Source organism: Nostoc sp. UHCC 0870 (genome assembly GCF_022063185.1).
Classification (GTDB): domain Bacteria; phylum Cyanobacteriota; class Cyanobacteriia; order Cyanobacteriales; family Nostocaceae; genus Trichormus.
This window is the reverse complement of record NZ_CP091913.1, coordinates 1,898,604-1,916,782: the sequence shown is the minus strand read 5'-3', so window position 1 is coordinate 1,916,782 and position 18,179 is coordinate 1,898,604. Positions and strand designations below refer to the sequence as shown.

18 protein-coding genes are annotated in these 18,179 nt (G+C 39.3%); 9 read left to right on the top strand and 9 right to left on the bottom strand.

The window, feature by feature from the left end; translation table 11 throughout:
- Positions 1 to 32: 32 nt before the first annotated feature.
- From L6494_RS08370 to L6494_RS08360, 3 genes are all read left to right on the top strand, one after another.
- Positions 33 to 692 (top strand): L-threonylcarbamoyladenylate synthase, encoded by a 660-nt coding sequence (locus L6494_RS08370; RefSeq protein ID WP_237995912.1) that lies wholly within the window; start codon positions 33 to 35, stop codon positions 690 to 692.
- A gap of 357 nt (positions 693 to 1,049) precedes the next feature.
- Positions 1,050 to 2,264: a HetZ-related protein gene (locus L6494_RS08365; protein WP_237993709.1), complete on the top strand. Its 1,215-nt coding sequence runs from the start codon at positions 1,050 to 1,052 to the stop codon at positions 2,262 to 2,264.
- A gap of 365 nt (positions 2,265 to 2,629) precedes the next feature.
- Positions 2,630 to 3,100: a PD-(D/E)XK nuclease superfamily protein gene (locus L6494_RS08360; RefSeq protein ID WP_237995910.1), complete on the top strand. Its 471-nt coding sequence runs from the start codon at positions 2,630 to 2,632 to the stop codon at positions 3,098 to 3,100.
- On the opposite strand, the gene L6494_RS08355 is transcribed toward L6494_RS08360, so the two are convergent.
- A complete protein-coding gene (locus L6494_RS08355) occupies positions 3,097 to 3,930 on the bottom strand; it encodes a DNA adenine methylase (RefSeq protein WP_237993706.1) in 834 nt (277 codons plus the stop codon). The genes L6494_RS08360 and L6494_RS08355 overlap by 4 nt on opposite strands.
- 291 nt (positions 3,931 to 4,221) lie before the next feature.
- Between L6494_RS08355 and L6494_RS08350 the strand changes: the two genes are divergently transcribed.
- From L6494_RS08350 to L6494_RS08340, 3 genes are all read left to right on the top strand, one after another.
- Entirely contained in the window at positions 4,222 to 4,428 is a 207-nt protein-coding gene (locus tag L6494_RS08350; RefSeq protein ID WP_237993704.1) for a DUF751 family protein, read from the top strand.
- A 206-nt stretch (positions 4,429 to 4,634) separates the two neighbouring features.
- Entirely contained in the window at positions 4,635 to 5,033 is a 399-nt protein-coding gene (gene rbfA, locus L6494_RS08345; RefSeq protein ID WP_237993702.1) for a 30S ribosome-binding factor RbfA, read from the top strand.
- An 849-nt stretch (positions 5,034 to 5,882) separates the two neighbouring features.
- Complete coding sequence (locus tag L6494_RS08340; RefSeq protein WP_011319422.1) at positions 5,883 to 6,119, top strand: DUF4327 family protein; 237 nt, start codon at positions 5,883 to 5,885, stop codon at positions 6,117 to 6,119.
- Positions 6,120 to 6,568: 449 nt separating this feature from the next.
- Here the strand turns inward: L6494_RS08340 and L6494_RS08335 are convergent, their stop codons facing one another.
- Both L6494_RS08335 and L6494_RS08330 read right to left on the bottom strand, forming a co-directional pair.
- On the bottom strand, positions 6,569 to 7,285 hold the full coding sequence (locus L6494_RS08335; RefSeq protein ID WP_237993700.1) for a hypothetical protein: 717 nt from the start codon (positions 7,283 to 7,285) through the stop codon (positions 6,569 to 6,571).
- Between the two features lie 658 nt (positions 7,286 to 7,943).
- On the bottom strand, positions 7,944 to 8,903 hold the full coding sequence (locus tag L6494_RS08330; RefSeq protein WP_237993698.1) for an aldo/keto reductase: 960 nt from the start codon (positions 8,901 to 8,903) through the stop codon (positions 7,944 to 7,946).
- Between the two features lie 85 nt (positions 8,904 to 8,988).
- Here L6494_RS08330 and L6494_RS08325 point away from each other — a divergent pair, with 85 nt between their 5' ends.
- Positions 8,989 to 9,570, top strand: a complete 582-nt coding sequence (locus L6494_RS08325) for a DUF1802 family protein (protein WP_237995908.1) — start codon at positions 8,989 to 8,991, stop codon at positions 9,568 to 9,570.
- 806 nt (positions 9,571 to 10,376) lie between these two features.
- Complete coding sequence (locus L6494_RS08320) at positions 10,377 to 10,661, top strand: hypothetical protein (protein ID WP_237995906.1); 285 nt, start codon at positions 10,377 to 10,379, stop codon at positions 10,659 to 10,661.
- A 39-nt stretch (positions 10,662 to 10,700) separates the two neighbouring features.
- Here L6494_RS08320 and L6494_RS08315 read toward each other — a convergent pair whose 3' ends face one another.
- On the bottom strand, positions 10,701 to 12,158 hold the full coding sequence (locus tag L6494_RS08315) for a hypothetical protein (protein ID WP_237993696.1): 1,458 nt from the start codon (positions 12,156 to 12,158) through the stop codon (positions 10,701 to 10,703).
- Positions 12,159 to 12,554: 396 nt separating this feature from the next.
- Between L6494_RS08315 and L6494_RS08310 the strand changes: the two genes are divergently transcribed.
- Positions 12,555 to 12,788 (top strand): EF-hand domain-containing protein, encoded by a 234-nt coding sequence (locus L6494_RS08310; protein ID WP_237993694.1) that lies wholly within the window; start codon positions 12,555 to 12,557, stop codon positions 12,786 to 12,788.
- A gap of 802 nt (positions 12,789 to 13,590) precedes the next feature.
- Here the strand turns inward: L6494_RS08310 and hisI are convergent.
- The 5 genes from hisI to thrS all read right to left on the bottom strand — a co-directional run bounded on the left by hisI (position 13,591) and on the right by thrS (position 18,126).
- The gene (hisI, locus tag L6494_RS08305) at positions 13,591 to 13,926 is read right to left on the bottom strand and encodes a phosphoribosyl-AMP cyclohydrolase (RefSeq protein ID WP_237995904.1); all 336 of its coding nucleotides are present in this window, start codon (positions 13,924 to 13,926) and stop codon (positions 13,591 to 13,593) included.
- A gap of 163 nt (positions 13,927 to 14,089) precedes the next feature.
- Entirely contained in the window at positions 14,090 to 14,740 is a 651-nt protein-coding gene (gene folE, locus L6494_RS08300; RefSeq protein WP_237993685.1) for a GTP cyclohydrolase I FolE, read from the bottom strand.
- Positions 14,741 to 14,861: 121 nt separating this feature from the next.
- Complete coding sequence (locus tag L6494_RS08295) at positions 14,862 to 15,941, bottom strand: CobW family GTP-binding protein (protein WP_237993683.1); 1,080 nt, start codon at positions 15,939 to 15,941, stop codon at positions 14,862 to 14,864.
- A 30-nt stretch (positions 15,942 to 15,971) separates the two neighbouring features.
- Entirely contained in the window at positions 15,972 to 16,235 is a 264-nt protein-coding gene (locus tag L6494_RS08290) for a hypothetical protein (protein WP_237993681.1), read from the bottom strand.
- 46 nt (positions 16,236 to 16,281) lie between these two features.
- Entirely contained in the window at positions 16,282 to 18,126 is a 1,845-nt protein-coding gene (thrS, locus tag L6494_RS08285; RefSeq protein WP_237993680.1) for a threonine--tRNA ligase, read from the bottom strand.
- Between the last annotated feature and the right edge of the window lie 53 nt (positions 18,127 to 18,179).

Sequence of the window (18,179 nt, the reverse complement as noted above, 5' to 3'; positions counted from 1 at the left end):
ATGCCCCATACTTAACCGCAACCCAACATTTTATGGCAAAAATTATCGCTGTCCATCCGGAGAATCCACAAACTCGCAGAATAGAGGAAATAAGGTCTGCGCTTTCTAGTGGCGCAGTTATGCTATATCCAACTGATACCGTTTATGCGATCGGTTGTGATTTAAATGTCAAATCTGCGGTAGAAAAAGTCCGAAAAATTAAGCAGCTAGCGAATGATAAACCACTGACGTTTTTATGTCCTTCACTGTCAAATGTAACTACTTACTCCTTTGTCAGTGACACAGCTTACCGGATTATGAAACGACTAATACCAGGAACTTATACATTTTTGCTACCTGCAACTAAATTAGTACCAAAACTGGTACAAAGTCCTAAACGCAAAACCACAGGTATTCGTGTACCCAATCATAGCGTATGTTTAGCATTATTAGAAGCTCTAGGAAACCCGATTATTTCAACTTCGGCACATTTACCACCTGATGAGATAGATGATGGCAAATTTACACTAGATTCAGAATTAAGATTGTCACGCGTGGAGCTATTTGATCGTTTGGATAAATTAGTAGATGTGATTGTAGATACGGATCAAGAACCAACATATGAAGTATCTACAATCGTAGACTTAACGGGAGATGAACCCATGATTACGAGGCAGGGATTAGGTTGGGAAGCAGTAGCTGCGTGGGTTTGACCATTGAACTTCACAGGCTTCCTTGCCGATTTCGGAATTATGTCAGAAAAATACTCCAGTTTCCCTATCGTCATACATACAAGCATTGCGAGTGGATAGAACAGGATGGCAGTGATAGAGACATATTAAGCTTTTTAGCTATTTTGAGGGCAAAGCAAATATGCTTGTGTTAACCTCGATTCGGTTGCTTGTGAAAAAAGCGACACACTACCTTCTCTGTAACTTTTTTTGATCGCTTACAGTCATGTATATTAGCAGTGCTTGCAATAGGTGTTGATGGGGTTCTCCACTCAAACCTGGCTTCAGGTACTGTTTGTGCATTGCCTTTAAGGTGCAACACCACACCCAGGAAAAGTCATGAAACTAAATCTTGCAAATCTACCAACCTCCACATCTGCTTTTGTCAACGAAGTTGTTACTGAGGAATTATCCGCTACAAGTGCTTTGATGCAACTGCTATGTCAGGAAATGCAAGCTCAAGTCAAAGCAACACCACGGTGTGTAGAAGCTATAGCTGAACGCATTGCTAAAGAAGTCAACCGAATTTGTGATAAGAGTTCCCGAATTCAAACATCTGGTCAAGTTCAGTCTTGGCAAATTAGTTTATCTCGTCACCGTCTGCAAAAATGCCTACATTATTATCAACTAGGTTCTAGACGGGGACGGGTGGAATTACATAGTAGTTTGGGGTCGATGGTTTACCGTCATGTCACCATAGCAGGTTCGGAGTTGGGTTTTGATGGTCGTTACAGTCTGATTGAAGATTTTCTTCAAGCATTTTATATTGAAGCCATTAAAGCTTTTCGGCGGGAAAACGAACTACCGGAAGATTACACCCCGCGCACTCAGTTGCAATTAGCTGAGTATATGGCGTTTACTGAACAGTACGCCAAGCGACGGATTAATTTACCGGGTGGAAACAATCAACAGTTAGTTATTTTACGCGCTCAAGGTTTTGCCCGTCGTCAGCCCCAAGAGACAACTGTAGATATTGAAATGGCGGTAGAATCTGCCAAAGGTGAGGAAGCGGAATCTTACCAACGGAACTCGGCGGTACAACAAATTAGAGCGCAAATGGTCGCTCAAGCTAATTTTGATCCCTCAGAAGAATCAGAACGCGATCGCATTATCTCAGAACTAGTTCAATATTTAGATTCTCAAGGACAATCTGACTGTGTAGATTACCTGACTTTGAAGCTGCAAGACCTGCCTGCACCCGAAATTGACCAAATTCTTGGCCTTACTAGTCGCCAGCGTGATTATCTGCAACAAAGGTTTAAATATCATGTGCAGAAGTTTGCCAAGCAACATCATTGGCAATTAGTACATCAATGGTTAGGCGCGGGTTTGGAGCAGAAATTGGGATTATCTGCCCAACAGTGGGAAGCTTTGATAAGTACCATCTCTCCCCAACAACAGGAACTCTTACAATTAAAAATTGCTAAACATAGTGATCAGGCGATCGCTAAAACCCTGAAATGCACCCCTAAGCAACTACAAAAGCGTTGGACACAATTACTAGATATGGCGTGGGCTATCCGCAACGGTCATACTGAAATGCAAACAAGCTAAAAAATTTAATCAGAAAGTATCTTTCTGCTAAGTTAAATCAGTGTTTTTTATTACCTACGCGACATCCCTCCTATTTATTTTCTGTTTTTAGCAAAATTATTAAGGAAGCTAAAATAACAACTGCAAAAATATTCAATTCTATTATTGGCGAATACTTTAGAACCCCGGTTTCTCAGCACCGGGGTTTTTGAATCTCACAAATAATTGAGGATCGCTATATTTTTAGTACATTAATACTATAAAAATCTCTAGATTTAGCCTTATATAATCTCAATTAAAAATTCATATTAAGTAATTCTCATTTGCGCCCACTTCCATGAAATCCTGGAATACGTGGGATTTGTGCAAAGGGATTGGGGATAATGATGACTCCAGGCGCACGGGCAAATCAGGCGGGAAAGATTTTAGAAAGTAATGTAGACGCAATATTAACTGGTCATGGCTATTTTCAAATCGGCAATCATGTCACAAAAGAATATTTGCTCAACGCAAGTTTATTAAACAAACGTTATGCCAAGCAGGTTTATATCGGTAATGGTATTTATCAATCATCTCTCAAAGTTGATTTCTATGTTATGGGATTGCCAGCCATACCTTCGGGGTTAATTATCGAATGTAAATGGCAAGAGAGTGGGGGATCTGTCGATGAAAAATTTCCTTATTTAAACCTGAATATTCAAGACTATTATTCAGCACCAACCATAGTAGTAATTGGTGGTGAAGGTATGCGAGAAGGGGCGATTAAATGGTTAAAAAAACAAGTTGACTATAATCATAATTTACTAGCAGTACATACCCTAGATCGATTTATAGCTTGGTCGAATAAAAATTTCTAATATGATGTAATTAATAATTCTTTAACCATCCCTCTTTTTTGGATATTAGAATTAATAGAGCGTGCAGCTTCTATTATATAAATTTTAAATTTAATTTCTTGATACAAGTTTCTAATAAAATCAGCATCGGAATTGCAGATGACTACTTTTACACCACGACTTGCTAGTTCTGCACAGATATTTCTTAATTTTTCTTGCTCTTTTTCACTAAATGAAGTTTGGTGATAACCCGTAAAATAACTAGTGTTACTGATAGGATGATAAGGTGGGTCACAAAACACAAAATCTTCATTGCTAGTGGCATAATTGAGGATATGTGTAAAATCTCCTTGTTTAATTTCAGATGTGGACAGTGTAGCTGAAGCTGCTCTTAGCAAATCTTCTGGACAAATATTCGGATTTGTGTATTTCCCTAAAGGCACATTAAACTTACCTTGAGAATTAACGCGATATAGACCGTTATAACAAGTTTTATTGAGATAAATAAATCTAGCAGCTTTCTCTAAATCATTGCCGCTAGAGTTAGCCCTGACACTATAATAATAATCTTTGCCATGTCTAAGTTTATGCTCTTTTAAAAGCAGAATTAATTCTTCAACATGATCGCGAACACAGCGATAAACAGTGATTAATTCTGCATTAATATCAGTTAAAATAGCCCTTTGTGGTCGCAGATAAAAAAATAGCGCACCTCCACCCAAGAATGGCTCGTAATAATTTTGATAATTCTTGGGTAAATAGGGAATATATTGTTGTATTAATCTACTTTTACCCCCAGCCCACTTTAAAAAAGGCCGCGGGCAAGTTTCCTTAGAGATTTCACTAACCATTGCACTGCAACTCAGCTATAAGCTAATAAATATAGCATCAGAGTTCAGAAAATATACAGGAGTCAGAGCAGAAACAGAGTCAGGAAATAATTCGACTAAGGAATATACACGTGATACCAAAACCTGAGCCACCCTGAATTCTGAGTGCTGTGTTCTGAACTCTCACAATATAACTAATGAAGGATATTTTATATTAACTGAGTAGTTTTCTAGCACATATAGATTACAATAAGTGAGGATAAAGTACACTAAAATAAACTTTAAGTCTATAACAAGGCAGTCTCAATTAAAATGTTTGACGGATTTTGGGATAACGTTTTTCGCTACCCCCGCTACTTGATTACTATCGTATTAGGTCTTCTGCTAAACGCCCTTGAGCCGTTTTTCCCACTATTAAAACGTCCAGTAACCTTAGTGGCCGTGTTGGGTTTATTTGTAGGTGGACTGGCATTGCTCACTTTTACATTACGGGCAATGCTGGGATTGAGTACCATCTAGACTAAAACTATATTATGGATTGACGAAACTCAGTACTGAGTCATGAGTCATGAGTGGTGATTCTCAAGCTAACATGGACTTACATCTGTCTTGGCGAAAGGAACGCAGCACATTTAACTCAGCACTCTTCATCCCAAGGACAGTTCTGTTGTCCTATATTACTTATACTTGTTGTTGTCCAACCTCTGTGGAGAGGCATGATTTATATGGCTACAAATCGCCGCGTTTCCCGTGTTGCCGAATTGATTAGACGGGAAGTTAGCCAAATGCTACTCAATGGCATTAAAGATGACCGTGTAGGCACAGGAATGGTTAGTGTAACTGATGTTGATGTTTCTGGTGATCTCCAACACGCCAAAATTTACGTCAGCATATATGGTACAGATGAAGCCAAGGAAGAAACAATGGCGGGTTTGAAGTCAGCCACTGGTTTTGTGCGGAGTGAACTGGGGGCGCGGGTAAGGCTGCGTCGCACGCCGGAAGTTATGTTTATCGAAGACCGTTCTATTGAACGGGGAAATAAGGTGCTATCTCTATTAAACAAACTTGAGTATGCGCGATCGCAAGACACGACTGATGAAAGTGATGAGCAACTTTTAGAATAAGTAGCTTCTGCCACTTTGTCAGGATATCTCCCAAGAATCCGCCAAACGATTTACAGACGTGCTTTAGCCACGTCTGTTTTCATTATTTCCTTGTATTGGGGGTGATAACCCCTAAAGCTTTTATAGCCGAAAATGTTACAATTTGGTAACAAAACTAATGTATTTCATGTCTTGATAATTTCACTGACAGCAAAAACCACTAACTAAATAAAAATTCATAATTCTATTGCTATGTACTTACGTAACCATATGTTATCAAATGATGACCTGAGTGATAATTATGACATTTACAGCCTCTTAGCTACTCCTCAAGCTGGATATGACTTTTACTAGCTACTGCTACTCTAGAAACATCCGATTTCACCCAGCGACAGATGTTGATATTCACCAATTAGTTAGTAGATAAAACTGACCTTAATCCAGAAATTAAAGTTGGCTTTAAGAAATTATTAACTTATGGCTATTAATAAGCTTTCCTAGTGTACGGTAGCCGTTAGATTAATAATATTAGCAATAGTTTATACACTTACTTGCCCTAGAAACTTCTAGTTTTGTAGTTATGACGTAATCTTGGTATTCCTAAAAATAGTTCTAATGTTCTAATCAATTTTCTCACTGGTTAAATTTAATAGCCAGTTCTTTGCCAGAAGCGGCGTTATGGGGATAATGTCAGGGAAAGTTGACAAACTTAACATTTATTTACATAATTTAGGGGTGTCTAGCGTCAAAATGGAATCAGTTCCGTATAGTAAACTACAAAAACTTCAGCGCAAGTCTAAATCCTTGTCATGTTTGTTCCCCATGATTTAGTGGGAACACTATTTACGTGTAAATTTGTGAGTAAAAACCATGAGTGTGAATACGGTGCCCTCTATAAATTACTACTCTCTAGATGTAATTCAGGACGAAGCACGCCGACTGGTAGAAAAAGGAATGGTTAGCCGACAGCAGCCAATATATACACTCTGCCAATACATTCCCGCCAGAGAGTGGGTTTGTGTAGAGTGTGAGTTAGAGAAGTGCGATTTCTTGTTACGCGATCGCATCGGCGATCTCATTGGTCGTGAACAATGGGACAATGACTAATCTAGGATTATTCAATATATGAATTTAGATTTTGGATTGGGATGTGACTGGATTTGGCTACAAAGTATTTATTGCCCAAACTGAGGGACAATCTCTGGTTTTGATAACTCTTTCCCGATCCAAAATCTGAGTATTTTCAATAAGAACTTGTTTGAAAAATCCGCAAGGGTATAATTTGGTTATTCTGACCGAAGGCGTATAATTTTGTCATCCTGACTGAAGACGCATAATTTGGTCATTCTGACTGAAAGCGTGTAATTTTGTCATTCTGACCGAAGGGAAGAATCCAGAGTTTCCTTGATCAAAAAGTGAAGGTTCAAAACCGTACTTCGTCCCGCTCCGCTAACGCCCCTGCTGGGCGAAACAGTCCTTGTATCGCAAGGTAGATAAAAACCCCACCCCTTGTGGGTGGCTTAGTTTAATTGCGAATTGCGAATTGCGAATTGGTTTTATTTCAGAATGTAAGATTTAATCCTCTGTTCTATTTGGTCACTAATAATTTCTGTACCTATACTGGGTTGCTCAAGATTAACCCGGACAAAATTAGTCTTATCTGCGGCTGTAAATTGATTATCGTTATTAGAATCTTTGATAATTTTGATAAAAACTGCATTTTGACTGGGAACAACAACCCAATTAATGATTTTGGTATTGTTTGGTGTGACTTGCTTGAGATTTTTTCCAGATAAATCTGAAATATAGCCAATCACCGCATCTTGTTGGTTGAGTTGTTTATCTTTGTTAGTATCTTGGTCAACAATTTGATAAAGCCAAACTCTTGTAGGTGGCTTGGCGGCTACTTTTGTTTCTATAAAATGAAACGAATTTATAATTGCTTGTTTATCTAAGAGAAGATGAGTATCACCATCTTGTTTACGATAAAATATTAGGTTGTATAAAAGTGTGTTATCTCCTCGTTTATAACTGTCACTATCTAAAATACCTCCCTTGTCATAACTCCCTGAGATATTCACAGGAATCATCAAATAATCTGACTCCTCTTTAATAGTGAAGTTACCATAGCTAATTTTCGGTTCTTTCTGTTGTTGTGCAACTGCTTTGGCTTGCTCTGATTTTCTATCAGTATTAGCATTGCAAGACAAGCAGAAACTAGCTAAAAATAGAGTTAATGTTATGTTCTTCACAAAACTATAATTATTTTTCATTCACTCCTCCTAGGATGATTTTTTATTCACTTCTCCTAGCAGGATTTATTTACTAATATCCTATTTTATTTCCTGCTAGACAATCAGCAAGATAAAAAAAAGCCCATACAAATGGGCTTTTTGAGATTATTTAAGGTACTTAAATAACCCTGAATTAAAATGTCATTTCCTTAATTGTTGAGATGACACTCCTTGCATTATTCATAACATCTTAACACTATTTGTGATTCAAATCACAATAACATTGAAAAACCTGGTACAGGTTGACCAGGTTTTTCAATGCGTATTGATTTCAAATCTTTAAATTTAATCAAAAAGTAATTGAGAAATTTTCTAACTAAGGTGGACACTAAAACTAGCAAATTCAGCAATTTTTGTTTTTCCGCTTTGGGATTTGGCTTGGCCTTTTTGGGGCTTTTTACCACATGACATAAATATGCCGAAATCTGCTTGGGCTGATGACGGGAGACACCGAGCCATTTGCCCGATTGGTTTGGGTTAACTTATTTGGTGTCTTGATATTTAAGTTAACACCGAGTTTGGTGATGATCAATCCTTGGTTTACTAAAGTTGATATTTTGTAGTTTTTTGCAATAACAACTTAAATGTGAGAACCCCGATTTCTCTAAGAAACCGGGGTTCTAAATTCATGGAATTCTTACCAATTCCACATGACGGAACTATCATCAAGATGGTCGGTGACAATGCGGCCGATCGCATCAATTTGGGCAATGTCATCAGCATAAAGCTTAACATTAGCAGTTAAGGCGTTGTCTTTGGCTTGTTCAGGATAACGCGCCCCGGCGATCGCATTTGTTTGAGGTTGAGCAATTAACCAAGCTAAAGCCAACTGAGCCAAAGTACAATTATGGCGTTCAGCTATCGGACGCAGTTTATCTAAAGCTTGTTGAGCGCGTTCAAAGTTTTCGCCTTGAAATAACTTATTTTTAGCGCGGTTATCTGCTGGATCAAACTGCTGTCCTGGGGCAAATTTTCCTGTTAACAATCCTTGGGCTAGGGGTGAATAAGCCAAGATAGAAATATTATGTTCCACACAATAGGGCATCGCATCCTTTTCTACTTGCCGCCAAAATAAAGAGTAGGGAGGTTGTAAGCTATCAATGCGGCCATACTGGGCGGCTTCTGCTAATTGGCTACGGGAAAAGTTAGAAACACCAATAGCGCGAATCTTACCTTGTGCTTTCAGATCATTAAGAGCGTTCATGGTTTCCTCAATGGGTACAATCTGACTATTGAAAGAGCCAGAAGGCCAATGAATTTGGTAGAGGTCGATGTAATCAGTCTTGAGATTTTTGAGGGAGCGATCGCAAGCCTCAATTACTTGGTCATACTTGAGATGGTTAGCAAAAACTTTCGTCGCATACTCTACTTGATCCCGCACATCAGATAAAGCCTCAGCAACAATCTGCTCAGAATGTCCTTCACCATAAACCTCAGCCGTGTCTATGGTAGTCATCCCAGCTTCAAAGGCAGCGCGGATAGTTTTAATTGAGTCTGCATCCTCAATTCCCACCCACATTTTTTTACCAGCTTGCCAAGTTCCCATCAGGATTGGTGTGATGTGTACATCAGATGTCCCCAGTCGTCGCTTTTCCATAACCTTTCCTTAATTCATATCCCTGGATAGTTTTATACTGTAACGGGCTTCGGTCAAAATTAAATCAGAGTTACAGTAGATGCTCATGCTGATGGAATTAGATCAAACAGTGCATACGCTCAAAGAGTGGGCAGTTGCAGTTAATGCTTTAGAAACTGGCAAAACAATTATGTTGCTGCGTAAAGGTGGTATTCATGAACAGCAAGGCCGTTTTCAAGTGGCGCATCAGCAGGTTTTACTCTACCCCACCTTTGAACATCAGCAATCTTGCTTACTTAAAGCTGAATATGCCAATCTTGTCCATCCAGTTATACCAGGATGGCATCCAGAAACAGTACGGATTGGTAGTTGGGCAGAGATTACCGATATTTTGCCAGTGAGTGACGAGTCAATTGTCAAGAGCTTATTACCCTTTCATATCTGGAATGAAAATTTTATCAGCGATCGCCTGAAGTGGAAACCCAAACAGCCAATATTTATTCTCCTGCTACGGACTTATCAATTACCCCAAGCCCAAGAAATTCCCTATCGTGGGGAGTATGGTGGTTGCAAATCATGGATTGATATAGAATCACCTCTGCAACTACAAGGTTCAACCCCAGTTTTGTCTGATTCGTATTACCAAGAATTAGTAGCAGAAATTCATAGAGTGGTGAGTAATGAGTAATGAGTAATGAGTAATGAGTAATGAGTGCTGAGTAATGAGTATTGTTAGCGGTAGCGCGGCGTTTATAACGTTTCCTAATCAAATGACATATGTGATAGCCCCCTCCTCGCTGGCCTACCGTGTACACACAAGTCTTAAAATCCCAGTCAACACTTGCTTTATAGCCCTGAAATGTCATTCTGAGTGGAGTCCTGAGCGAAGCGTTCGCGCCAGCGTTCCCGTAGGGTAGGAACTGGAAGGAAGAATCTCGGACTTGCACCGTAGTCTCTAGATGTTTCATTTCGCTATCGCTACATTCAACATGACAGTTGAGAATTTTGTCAAGGTTCTGAAATGTATGCTGGTAGCACTTGTGTGTACACCGTAGCCTCGCTGGCGGGGAGGGGGTTGGGGGTAGGGTTCTTGTACCTCACTCAACTAAGAAACGCTATAGCCGGTGCTGAGTTGTGAGAATTTTTCTACCTTGTCTGCTTGTCAGCATCTTGAATCATCTGCTTTTTGTAATAAAAATTCAAGAATTATCAAAATAGTAATTCTTGATACATACAGTTTTAGTATCGGCAGATAACATTAAAAAAATCTTATTCGTGCCGTAGATTGAAGCACAAACATTTGCACAACCTGTCTATCTATATAGCTTTTGATAAGCAATCTAAATACCGGACATTTATTTAAGTAATTGTACGATTTTAGATTGTAGATAAGTTGACTATTTTGGGAAGATTAAAAACTATCCCACAAGGGTGAAGAAGTCTTGACAAAAACCTGCCAATATGCAGAATAAGCAAAAAGCAAAGGAGTTTGCCATGTATCGACAAATGTGTTGGATATCTAAAACTAGCGGTGACGGGGATAAAATCTTATATCTGCAAACTGCGCCTCATCAACCCTGGCGACCCTATACAACTTTCCCACAATTTTCAGTACCGGATTATCAAGTCCCAGGCGGCTCTAAGGGTTGGGCAACTTATCAAAAATTACTCAAAGCTGGTTGGACACTAGTACACAGCGCACGAGCCAATGAATTTGGCAGCAGCGATTATGCAGAGTCAACAGCAAATAATCAACAGTCAAATAATTTTGGACTTTAGAGCCAGCAATTTATTCTTAACCTAAGCATCAACCATTCTCTACTCCTCATTCCCAGAAGTGGTTTGAGTAGTTGTGACTCTGGTGTTGAGTTTTTTGACCAGATTTTGAATATTAGTCAGAGTCGCTGTTTTGATGGGTGGTTGCTGTCTTAACCAAGTATTTGCCTGTTCTTCCCCTTGCTGGACGGCTAAGAGGAGCGCACCCCAAGCTTGAACTTCTGCTCTCTTGGGATTAACTTTGAGTGCTGCTAATACTCGTTTCCATAATCGACCTTTGTCTTTGTCAGCTTTTAAGAGGGTGGCAATTTCTTGAGCATTCTCTGGTGAGTTCTCAAACACCTGTAAAGCTTTTTCCCAGCGACCATCAACTAAATCTGCTAGCACTTGTTGACTGGGACTCGCCCAAGTTTTATCAGCTTGGGTTTTAGTAAGCTGGGAGTGTAACCGAATTAGATCCATTTGTGCTTGCGCTGTGGCTGGTAAAACGCCTCGGCGTTGTTTCTTGATTGATTGCAACCATTGAAAAGCAGGAGTCCACAAGCCACTCCGCGCAATGAAGAGAGCATTTTGGTAAGAATCATCCTTAATAGCTGATGGTGTGAGAGTAATTGCTTCTAGTTGCAGAGGTTTGAGGTATAGTTTGACGGTTTTGACTTGATAAACCTGTAACTGTGGTTCTAAACCGACAGTTTGATCAATGACTAGTTCTTTCGCACTATCACCCGTTACCTGTTCCCATTTGGGTAGTTGACCGTTGGGACTTGTCCAAGACACCATTTCTTGTAGGTTAGCCCGTTCTGGATTGTAATAGATAATCTGACCGTAGGCGATCGCATGAGTACCTTGTTGACGCTGACCCCGCAAATAAAACCAGACTCCCCTTCCTGGTGTCTTTCCTTCAAAGCGTTGCACCTCAGTCAAAGGTAAGCTATCACTAACTTCTGGATTTTCTGATGTGGGATCAACTAGGGGTGCAAGAGCCACAGATTCTTCTATTCCTGCGATCGGTAGTTGGTTAGTTAAACGATAATATTTTTCGGGCTGTGCTTGATATTGTAAGTTTTCTAAGTGATAGACCCTAAGTTCTACAACTTCTTGACAATCAGACAGACAGTTGGGACGCTGGCGCAACACTGGGAGGAGAAAAGAGTTATCTTCATCATCTAAAGCTATGGTGTCACCGACAATTTTTTGTTTGTGACTCAAACTATCCCGAATTTGTTGGATGGTTTGGGGGTGTTCGCTATGACTCATAGGAATTTGCGCCCACTCTGGTAAAACACTATTGAGCCAACCCACCTGTTGGGGATCGAAAATCAAGAGAACACCAATCCAAGTAAAAGAGATAACTAACCCAGTACCAGTAAGTAAAATTGTGATCGCTATAATTGAAGACAACCTCATCCTCTTTCTTTTGCGGGATTGAGGTTTGGAGGAAACACCCTTAATTACACCAACAGTAGGCTGATTGTCACCAGAAGGATAGCGATGTGCCATGTTCGTTCTCTGTCAATCTACAGTGCGAGTTTTGTTTATTGTTTCTCTTTTATACTCGCGCTTTGACTTATTGGCTAGCAGTAAGCAATACCTTCGCCAATTTACGAGGGTGAGTTGATGTACAAACTCCGATTTCTCCGAAGCGGGGCAAAAACAATCAGTCTTAAGTCTTAAATGTGAAACACATCTTTTTGTAGAGACGTAGCAACGCTACGTCTCTACATGATTTATCTGTTAATTGATGCTTTATAGATCAAAAATCCTTAACCCAGGACAAGACACCATTTATACCAGTTCGCTAATCTCAGCCCCAGTGATACCTATTTCTACGTCTAAGGATATAAGTGTGTTTAATTTTGAGACATTAAAGTAAAGGATTAATTCAGATAGAAAATTATGACAACCGAGCAAGAGCTTCAAACTCTTTTTAATAGCTTAGATCGCGATCAAAACGGCAAAATCTCCATTCACGAGCTTTTTTTAAGTCCTGGCTTAAGTGCAGTCATCTCATCAGAAACAAATACCGCTAGCCCCCAGGACTTACTAGCACAGTATGATTCAGATGAAGACGGTAGTATTACCTTTGAAGAGTTAAGGCGAGCAGTTGAGAAGGCAAGTAATCTAACGTAGCACTCAAAAAACCCAATATCAAATCCTCAATACCCAAAATCCTTTAACCATCCTTCATCCTTGCTCTCATCACCAACGGGACGTTTCACTACATTGGGGAACTTCCCGCAAGAATGGTTAAATATCATAGTGCGAAGTTTATTAGCTAACTTTATCCCCCTGACTTGCGGTACTAGTCTAAGGTAGTTTTTCATCTGTTATTAAAAAAAAAGGTTTGGCTCATCACCAAACCTCTCTTTAAATCCAGTGCATAACAACATCCCGAATTAATTTACCTATTATTTTCATCCTTTCGCATCTTCCTATAGGATGTATGCAAATACTGCAAAAACTGATATTACGTTATTTAAGTATTAACTAATACACAAAAAAAAGACGGGTCACACCCGTCTAAATAGCTTGAAAGTGGCAATACACCTTGGACTTGGATAAATAGTAAATTTAATAGGTTGTAAGGAAAATAGAGAAAGTTAACACCAAGAACAGCGATTGATGCCGTAATTGATGTTGTAACTACACTCATCCTTGCAATGAGTACCAAAATATCAGATAGAATTTTCGAGAAGTTGCCAAAATGCCAAAATCTCTGTTCGCATTTTGGTTAGCCATAGCTTGAAAATAGTGCTGAGTGGAGTTAGTTATGAAAAATATTCCTACTCCCCACTCCCACCCTAATTTACTATCTAGGACTGCAACTGGCTATTAGACCTCTTGCAAAAGTCCGAAAATAAGATGTGTCATTCTGAATGAAATGTATAATCTTTGAGATGTTTCGCTTCGCTCAACATGACAGCTTCAGCATTTATGCAAGAGGGCTATTGATCAGCACAGGATTAAAAAAGCAACTTCTAGCACCAGTATGACAAGCAATATCACCAATTTGCTCAATTTTCAGCAGAATAGTGTCACCGTCACAGTCATAAAAAAACTCCTTGACCTTTTGAATATGCCCAGATGTCGCCCCTTTGTGCCACAATTCAGCACGAGAGCGACTCCAATAATGAGCTTCACCAGTAGATAAAGTTTTGTGAATTGATTCGGCGTTCATCCAAGCCATCATCAAGACACTACCATCACGATAATCTTGAGCGATCGCCGGAATTAAACCCTGTTCATTAAACTTCAACTTCTCCATCATTTCCATACAAATACCTCTGACAAAACTTTTAACCCTATCACCTGTCACCTGTCACCTATCACCTATCACCTGTCACCTGTCACCTATAAAAATATAGAGACAAGAAAAATTCTCATCTCTACACAGAACACACTAATGGAACATCGACTCTAGCCAAAACTTATTAATGAAATTTGGCGTTGTGGCGCACCAAATTCATAAATTCCTCACGAGTGCGTGCATCATCAGCAAACACGCCACGCATTGCACTAGTGACAGTCCAAGAACCGGGTTTCTGTACACCACGCATTACCATGCACATATGGCTGGCTTCTACTACCACCGCGACCCCTTGAGGTTTGAGTAAACCTTGTAGCGCATCAGCAATTTGCAAAGTCAGACGTTCTTGCACTTGCAAACGTCGAGCATACATTTCACAAATGCGGGCAATTTTTGATAATCCAATCACCTTACCATTGGGAATATAAGCAACATGAGCGCGACCAATAATTGGCAGAATATGATGCTCACAAGAACTGAAAATATCGATATCCCGAATTAATACCATTTCGTTGGCATCTTCTGTAAATACTGCTCCATTCAGCAGTTCATCTAAAGATTCATGATATCCCTTGGTGAGAAACTGTAAAGCTTTCACAACTCGCTTGGGAGTATCTAATAAACCTTCTCTATCAGGATCTTCTCCTAATCCAATCAACAAAGTACGTACAGCCTGTACCATTTCTGCTTCGGTGACAGTTGGCGAATGCTTAGTAGATAAAGATGATACTACTTGAGCAGCAGAATTTATATCGGGACGAATCGATAAAGTCATTTTCTTTGTTTACTTGGTATAGATGATGATTGATTTAGTTAATAGGTCATCAAAAATCAAATATGAGTCTTATCGATGATTTACTATTAACTAAAATGGTTGATTGCTTAACACTTCTTAATTATATCAAACATTTGTTAAGTTGTGAGTGAATTTGACTAGAATCTAAATTTCTCCCAATAAAAACTACCTGATTTTTTGGTGGAGTACGCCATTCATCTGCATGGAGGTTATAACGAAGTCCACTCAATTGAAATATATGGCGCAATTCACTATCACTAAACCACAAAATCCCCTTAGCACGAAAGACATTTGGTGGCATTTCTTCGGTCAAGAAGTTCTCAAATTTATGAACATCAAACGGTCTATCATATTGAAAAGAGATTGAAACAAATCCATCATTGTCTAAATGATGAGAGTGGTGTTTGTGGTCATGATGTTTATGATGCTCGTGGTCATGATGTTCATGGTCATGATGTTCATGATGTTCATGATGCTCATGGTCGTGATCATGTTCATGATTATCTTCCACATGATCGGCAGTATAATCATCTTTTGGAGTTAGACCAACACCTAAAATTAAAGGTAAAGCCACCTCACCATGTTGAGTGTGTAAAATCCTCGCCCCATTTTTCACATCATGGATGTAACCTTCTACTTCTTGCAGTTTTTCTGGAGTAGCAAGGTCTGTTTTATTGAGGAGAATAATATCTCCATAGGTAACTTGTTTTAAAGCGGCTTCACTTTCAAAATGTTCTGGATCAAATGTTTCTGCATCTACTACAGTTAGAATCGAGTCAAGGCTAGTTAAATCTCGAAGTTCTGTCCCCAAAAAAGTTAAAATAATTGGTAATGGGTCTGCAACGCCAGTAGTTTCAATGACCATGTAATCAATGCGGTCTTCTCTTTCTAACACCCGATAAACAGCATCAACTAGACCATCATTGATAGTACAGCAAATACAGCCATTGCTGAGTTCTACCATATCTTCATCGAGAGAAACTAGTAGTTGGCTATCGATGTTAATATCGCCAAACTCATTTACTAAGACAGCGACTTTTAAATCTTGTTTATTCTTGAGAATTTGATTGAGCAGTGTAGTTTTACCACTACCTAAAAAGCCTGTGATAATAGTAACAGGCATTCCCTGTTTGGGAATATCAGGAATTGTATTTGCAGTTGGTGCGGTGATAGTATTCATATTGCAATTAAATTTTTGTAATCTACTAAATCAATTCTGTTTGTGAACAATTGTAGAGATATCAGCGTATTCAATCTCAGCGATTGGCTTATGAATTTTATACTGTTTAATTGGATCACTCATTACAGCAATTACTGTTTCAATTGGAGGACAATTAGGTTCTCTGCACTTTAATTGACTAAGAGCAATGTGAATTTGAGCATCAATCTCTAAAGCCTCATATATCCATTGTTTGACTTGCAAATTTTTTTCATGATTGACTTTAGAGATTCCGCCATCGAAAGAAAAATTCATCTTTCTTATCTCCTTTGAGGAAAAATATTCCCTAAAAAAGCAATTTTCAACCTACAGATTTAGCAAATATAGCCTCTTGTAAAAAATGTGCCAATTCACTTAAATTCATCACTCCTAAATCTCCACTTTGTCTAGTTCTAACACTCAAAGTTTGATTTTCTACTTCTTTTTTACCGACAACAGCAAGCACTGGAATTTTCTCTAACTCTGCTGTCCGAATTTGCTTACCTAAACGTTCCCCACTGTTGTCTATTTCCACCCTAAAACCAGATTTTTTCAAATCAGCTATTACCAATTCTGCATATTCTCTAACATCATCACTCACAGGTAATAAGCGTACTTGTACTGGTGCTAACCACAAAGGAAAATCGCCAGCGTAGTTTTCAATTAAGATGCCAAAAAATCTTTCCAATGAACCAAAAATAGCTCGATGAATCATAATTGGTCTTTGACGACTACCATCAGCCGCAATATATTCCATATCAAAGCGTTCTGGTAAATTAAAATCTACTTGAATGGTCGAACATTGCCACAGACGACCAATAGCATCTTGAATTTTGATGTCAATTTTAGGTCCATAAAAAGCACCGCCACCTTCATCAACAACATAATCCCAGCCTTTAGCATCCAATGCTTCTCTTAAGGCTAAAGTTGCCAATTCCCACACTTCATCAGTTCCGACTGATTTATCAGGACGTGTGGAAAGATTCACTTCATAATTTTTAAACCCAAAGTCTGACAAAATCTGCTCTGTAAGATTTAAAACCCCTAAAATTTCATCCGCGATTTGGTGAGGTAAACAGAATATATGAGCATCATCTTGGGTAAATCCCCGCACTCGCATTAAACCATGTAATGCCCCAGAGCGTTCATAACGATAAACTGTGCCTAATTCTGCCCATCTCAAGGGTAGTTCTCGATAGGAATGTAGCTGATGTTTATAAGTTAAAACATGAAAGGGACAATTCATCGGCTTAATCTGATAAGCCTGATTTTCCACTTCCATTGAGTCAAACATATTCTCTTGATAGAAGTCAAAATGACCCGATGTTTTCCATAAATCGAGATTAGCTACATGGGGTGTGTAGAGTAATTGATAACCAGATTCTAAATGAGATTTGCGCCAATAATCTTCAATAATGTAGCGAATACTTGCGCCTTTAGGATGCCAAAAAACTAATCCCCCGCCGGCTGCTTCTTGAATGCTAAATAGGTTAAGTTCTTGACCTAATTTTCTGTGGTCACGGCGCAAAGCTTCTTCTCTTTGTTTCAGGTAAGCTTGTAGTTCTGCGGCGGTTTCCCAAGCTGTACCGTAAATGCGCTGTAATTGGGGTTTGGTTTCATCTCCTAACCAATAAGCACCGGCAATATTCAATAATTTAAAAGCATCAGCCGCAATTTCCCCAGTAAAGTTGATGTGAGGCCCTGCACACAAGTCCCACCAATAGTTATTTGCTGGTTGAATTTCGCTGACAAATAACGATGATTCCGGCTTACCAATTTCGGGACTACCAATAAAGTAGCGGGTGATGGTTTCTTGTGGGGGAATGCGTTCTAAGATTTCTAATTTGTAAGGTTCGTTCAATTCGGCAATTTCGGCGCGAATTTCTACTCGTTCCACTTCTTCGCGGATGATGGGGAGGTTGGCTTTGACTATCCGCCGCATTTCTGCTGCAATTTTTTCTAAGTCATCGGGGGTAATGCTGACTGGACAATCGAAGTCGTAGTAAAATCCTGTTTCTGTGACTGGGCCAGTTGCTACTTTTGTCCCTGGATATAGCTGCTGTACCGCCATCGCCATGATATGGGCGCAGGTGTGGCGAATTCGTGTAAGTTGGTCGCTATCATGCTGGGGCGATTTTTCCTGGGACTTGTTTAGGGAACTGACCATATCTTTCAATTCAAAATGCAAAATTTTTGGGGCTGAACCCGAACGGCTAGAAG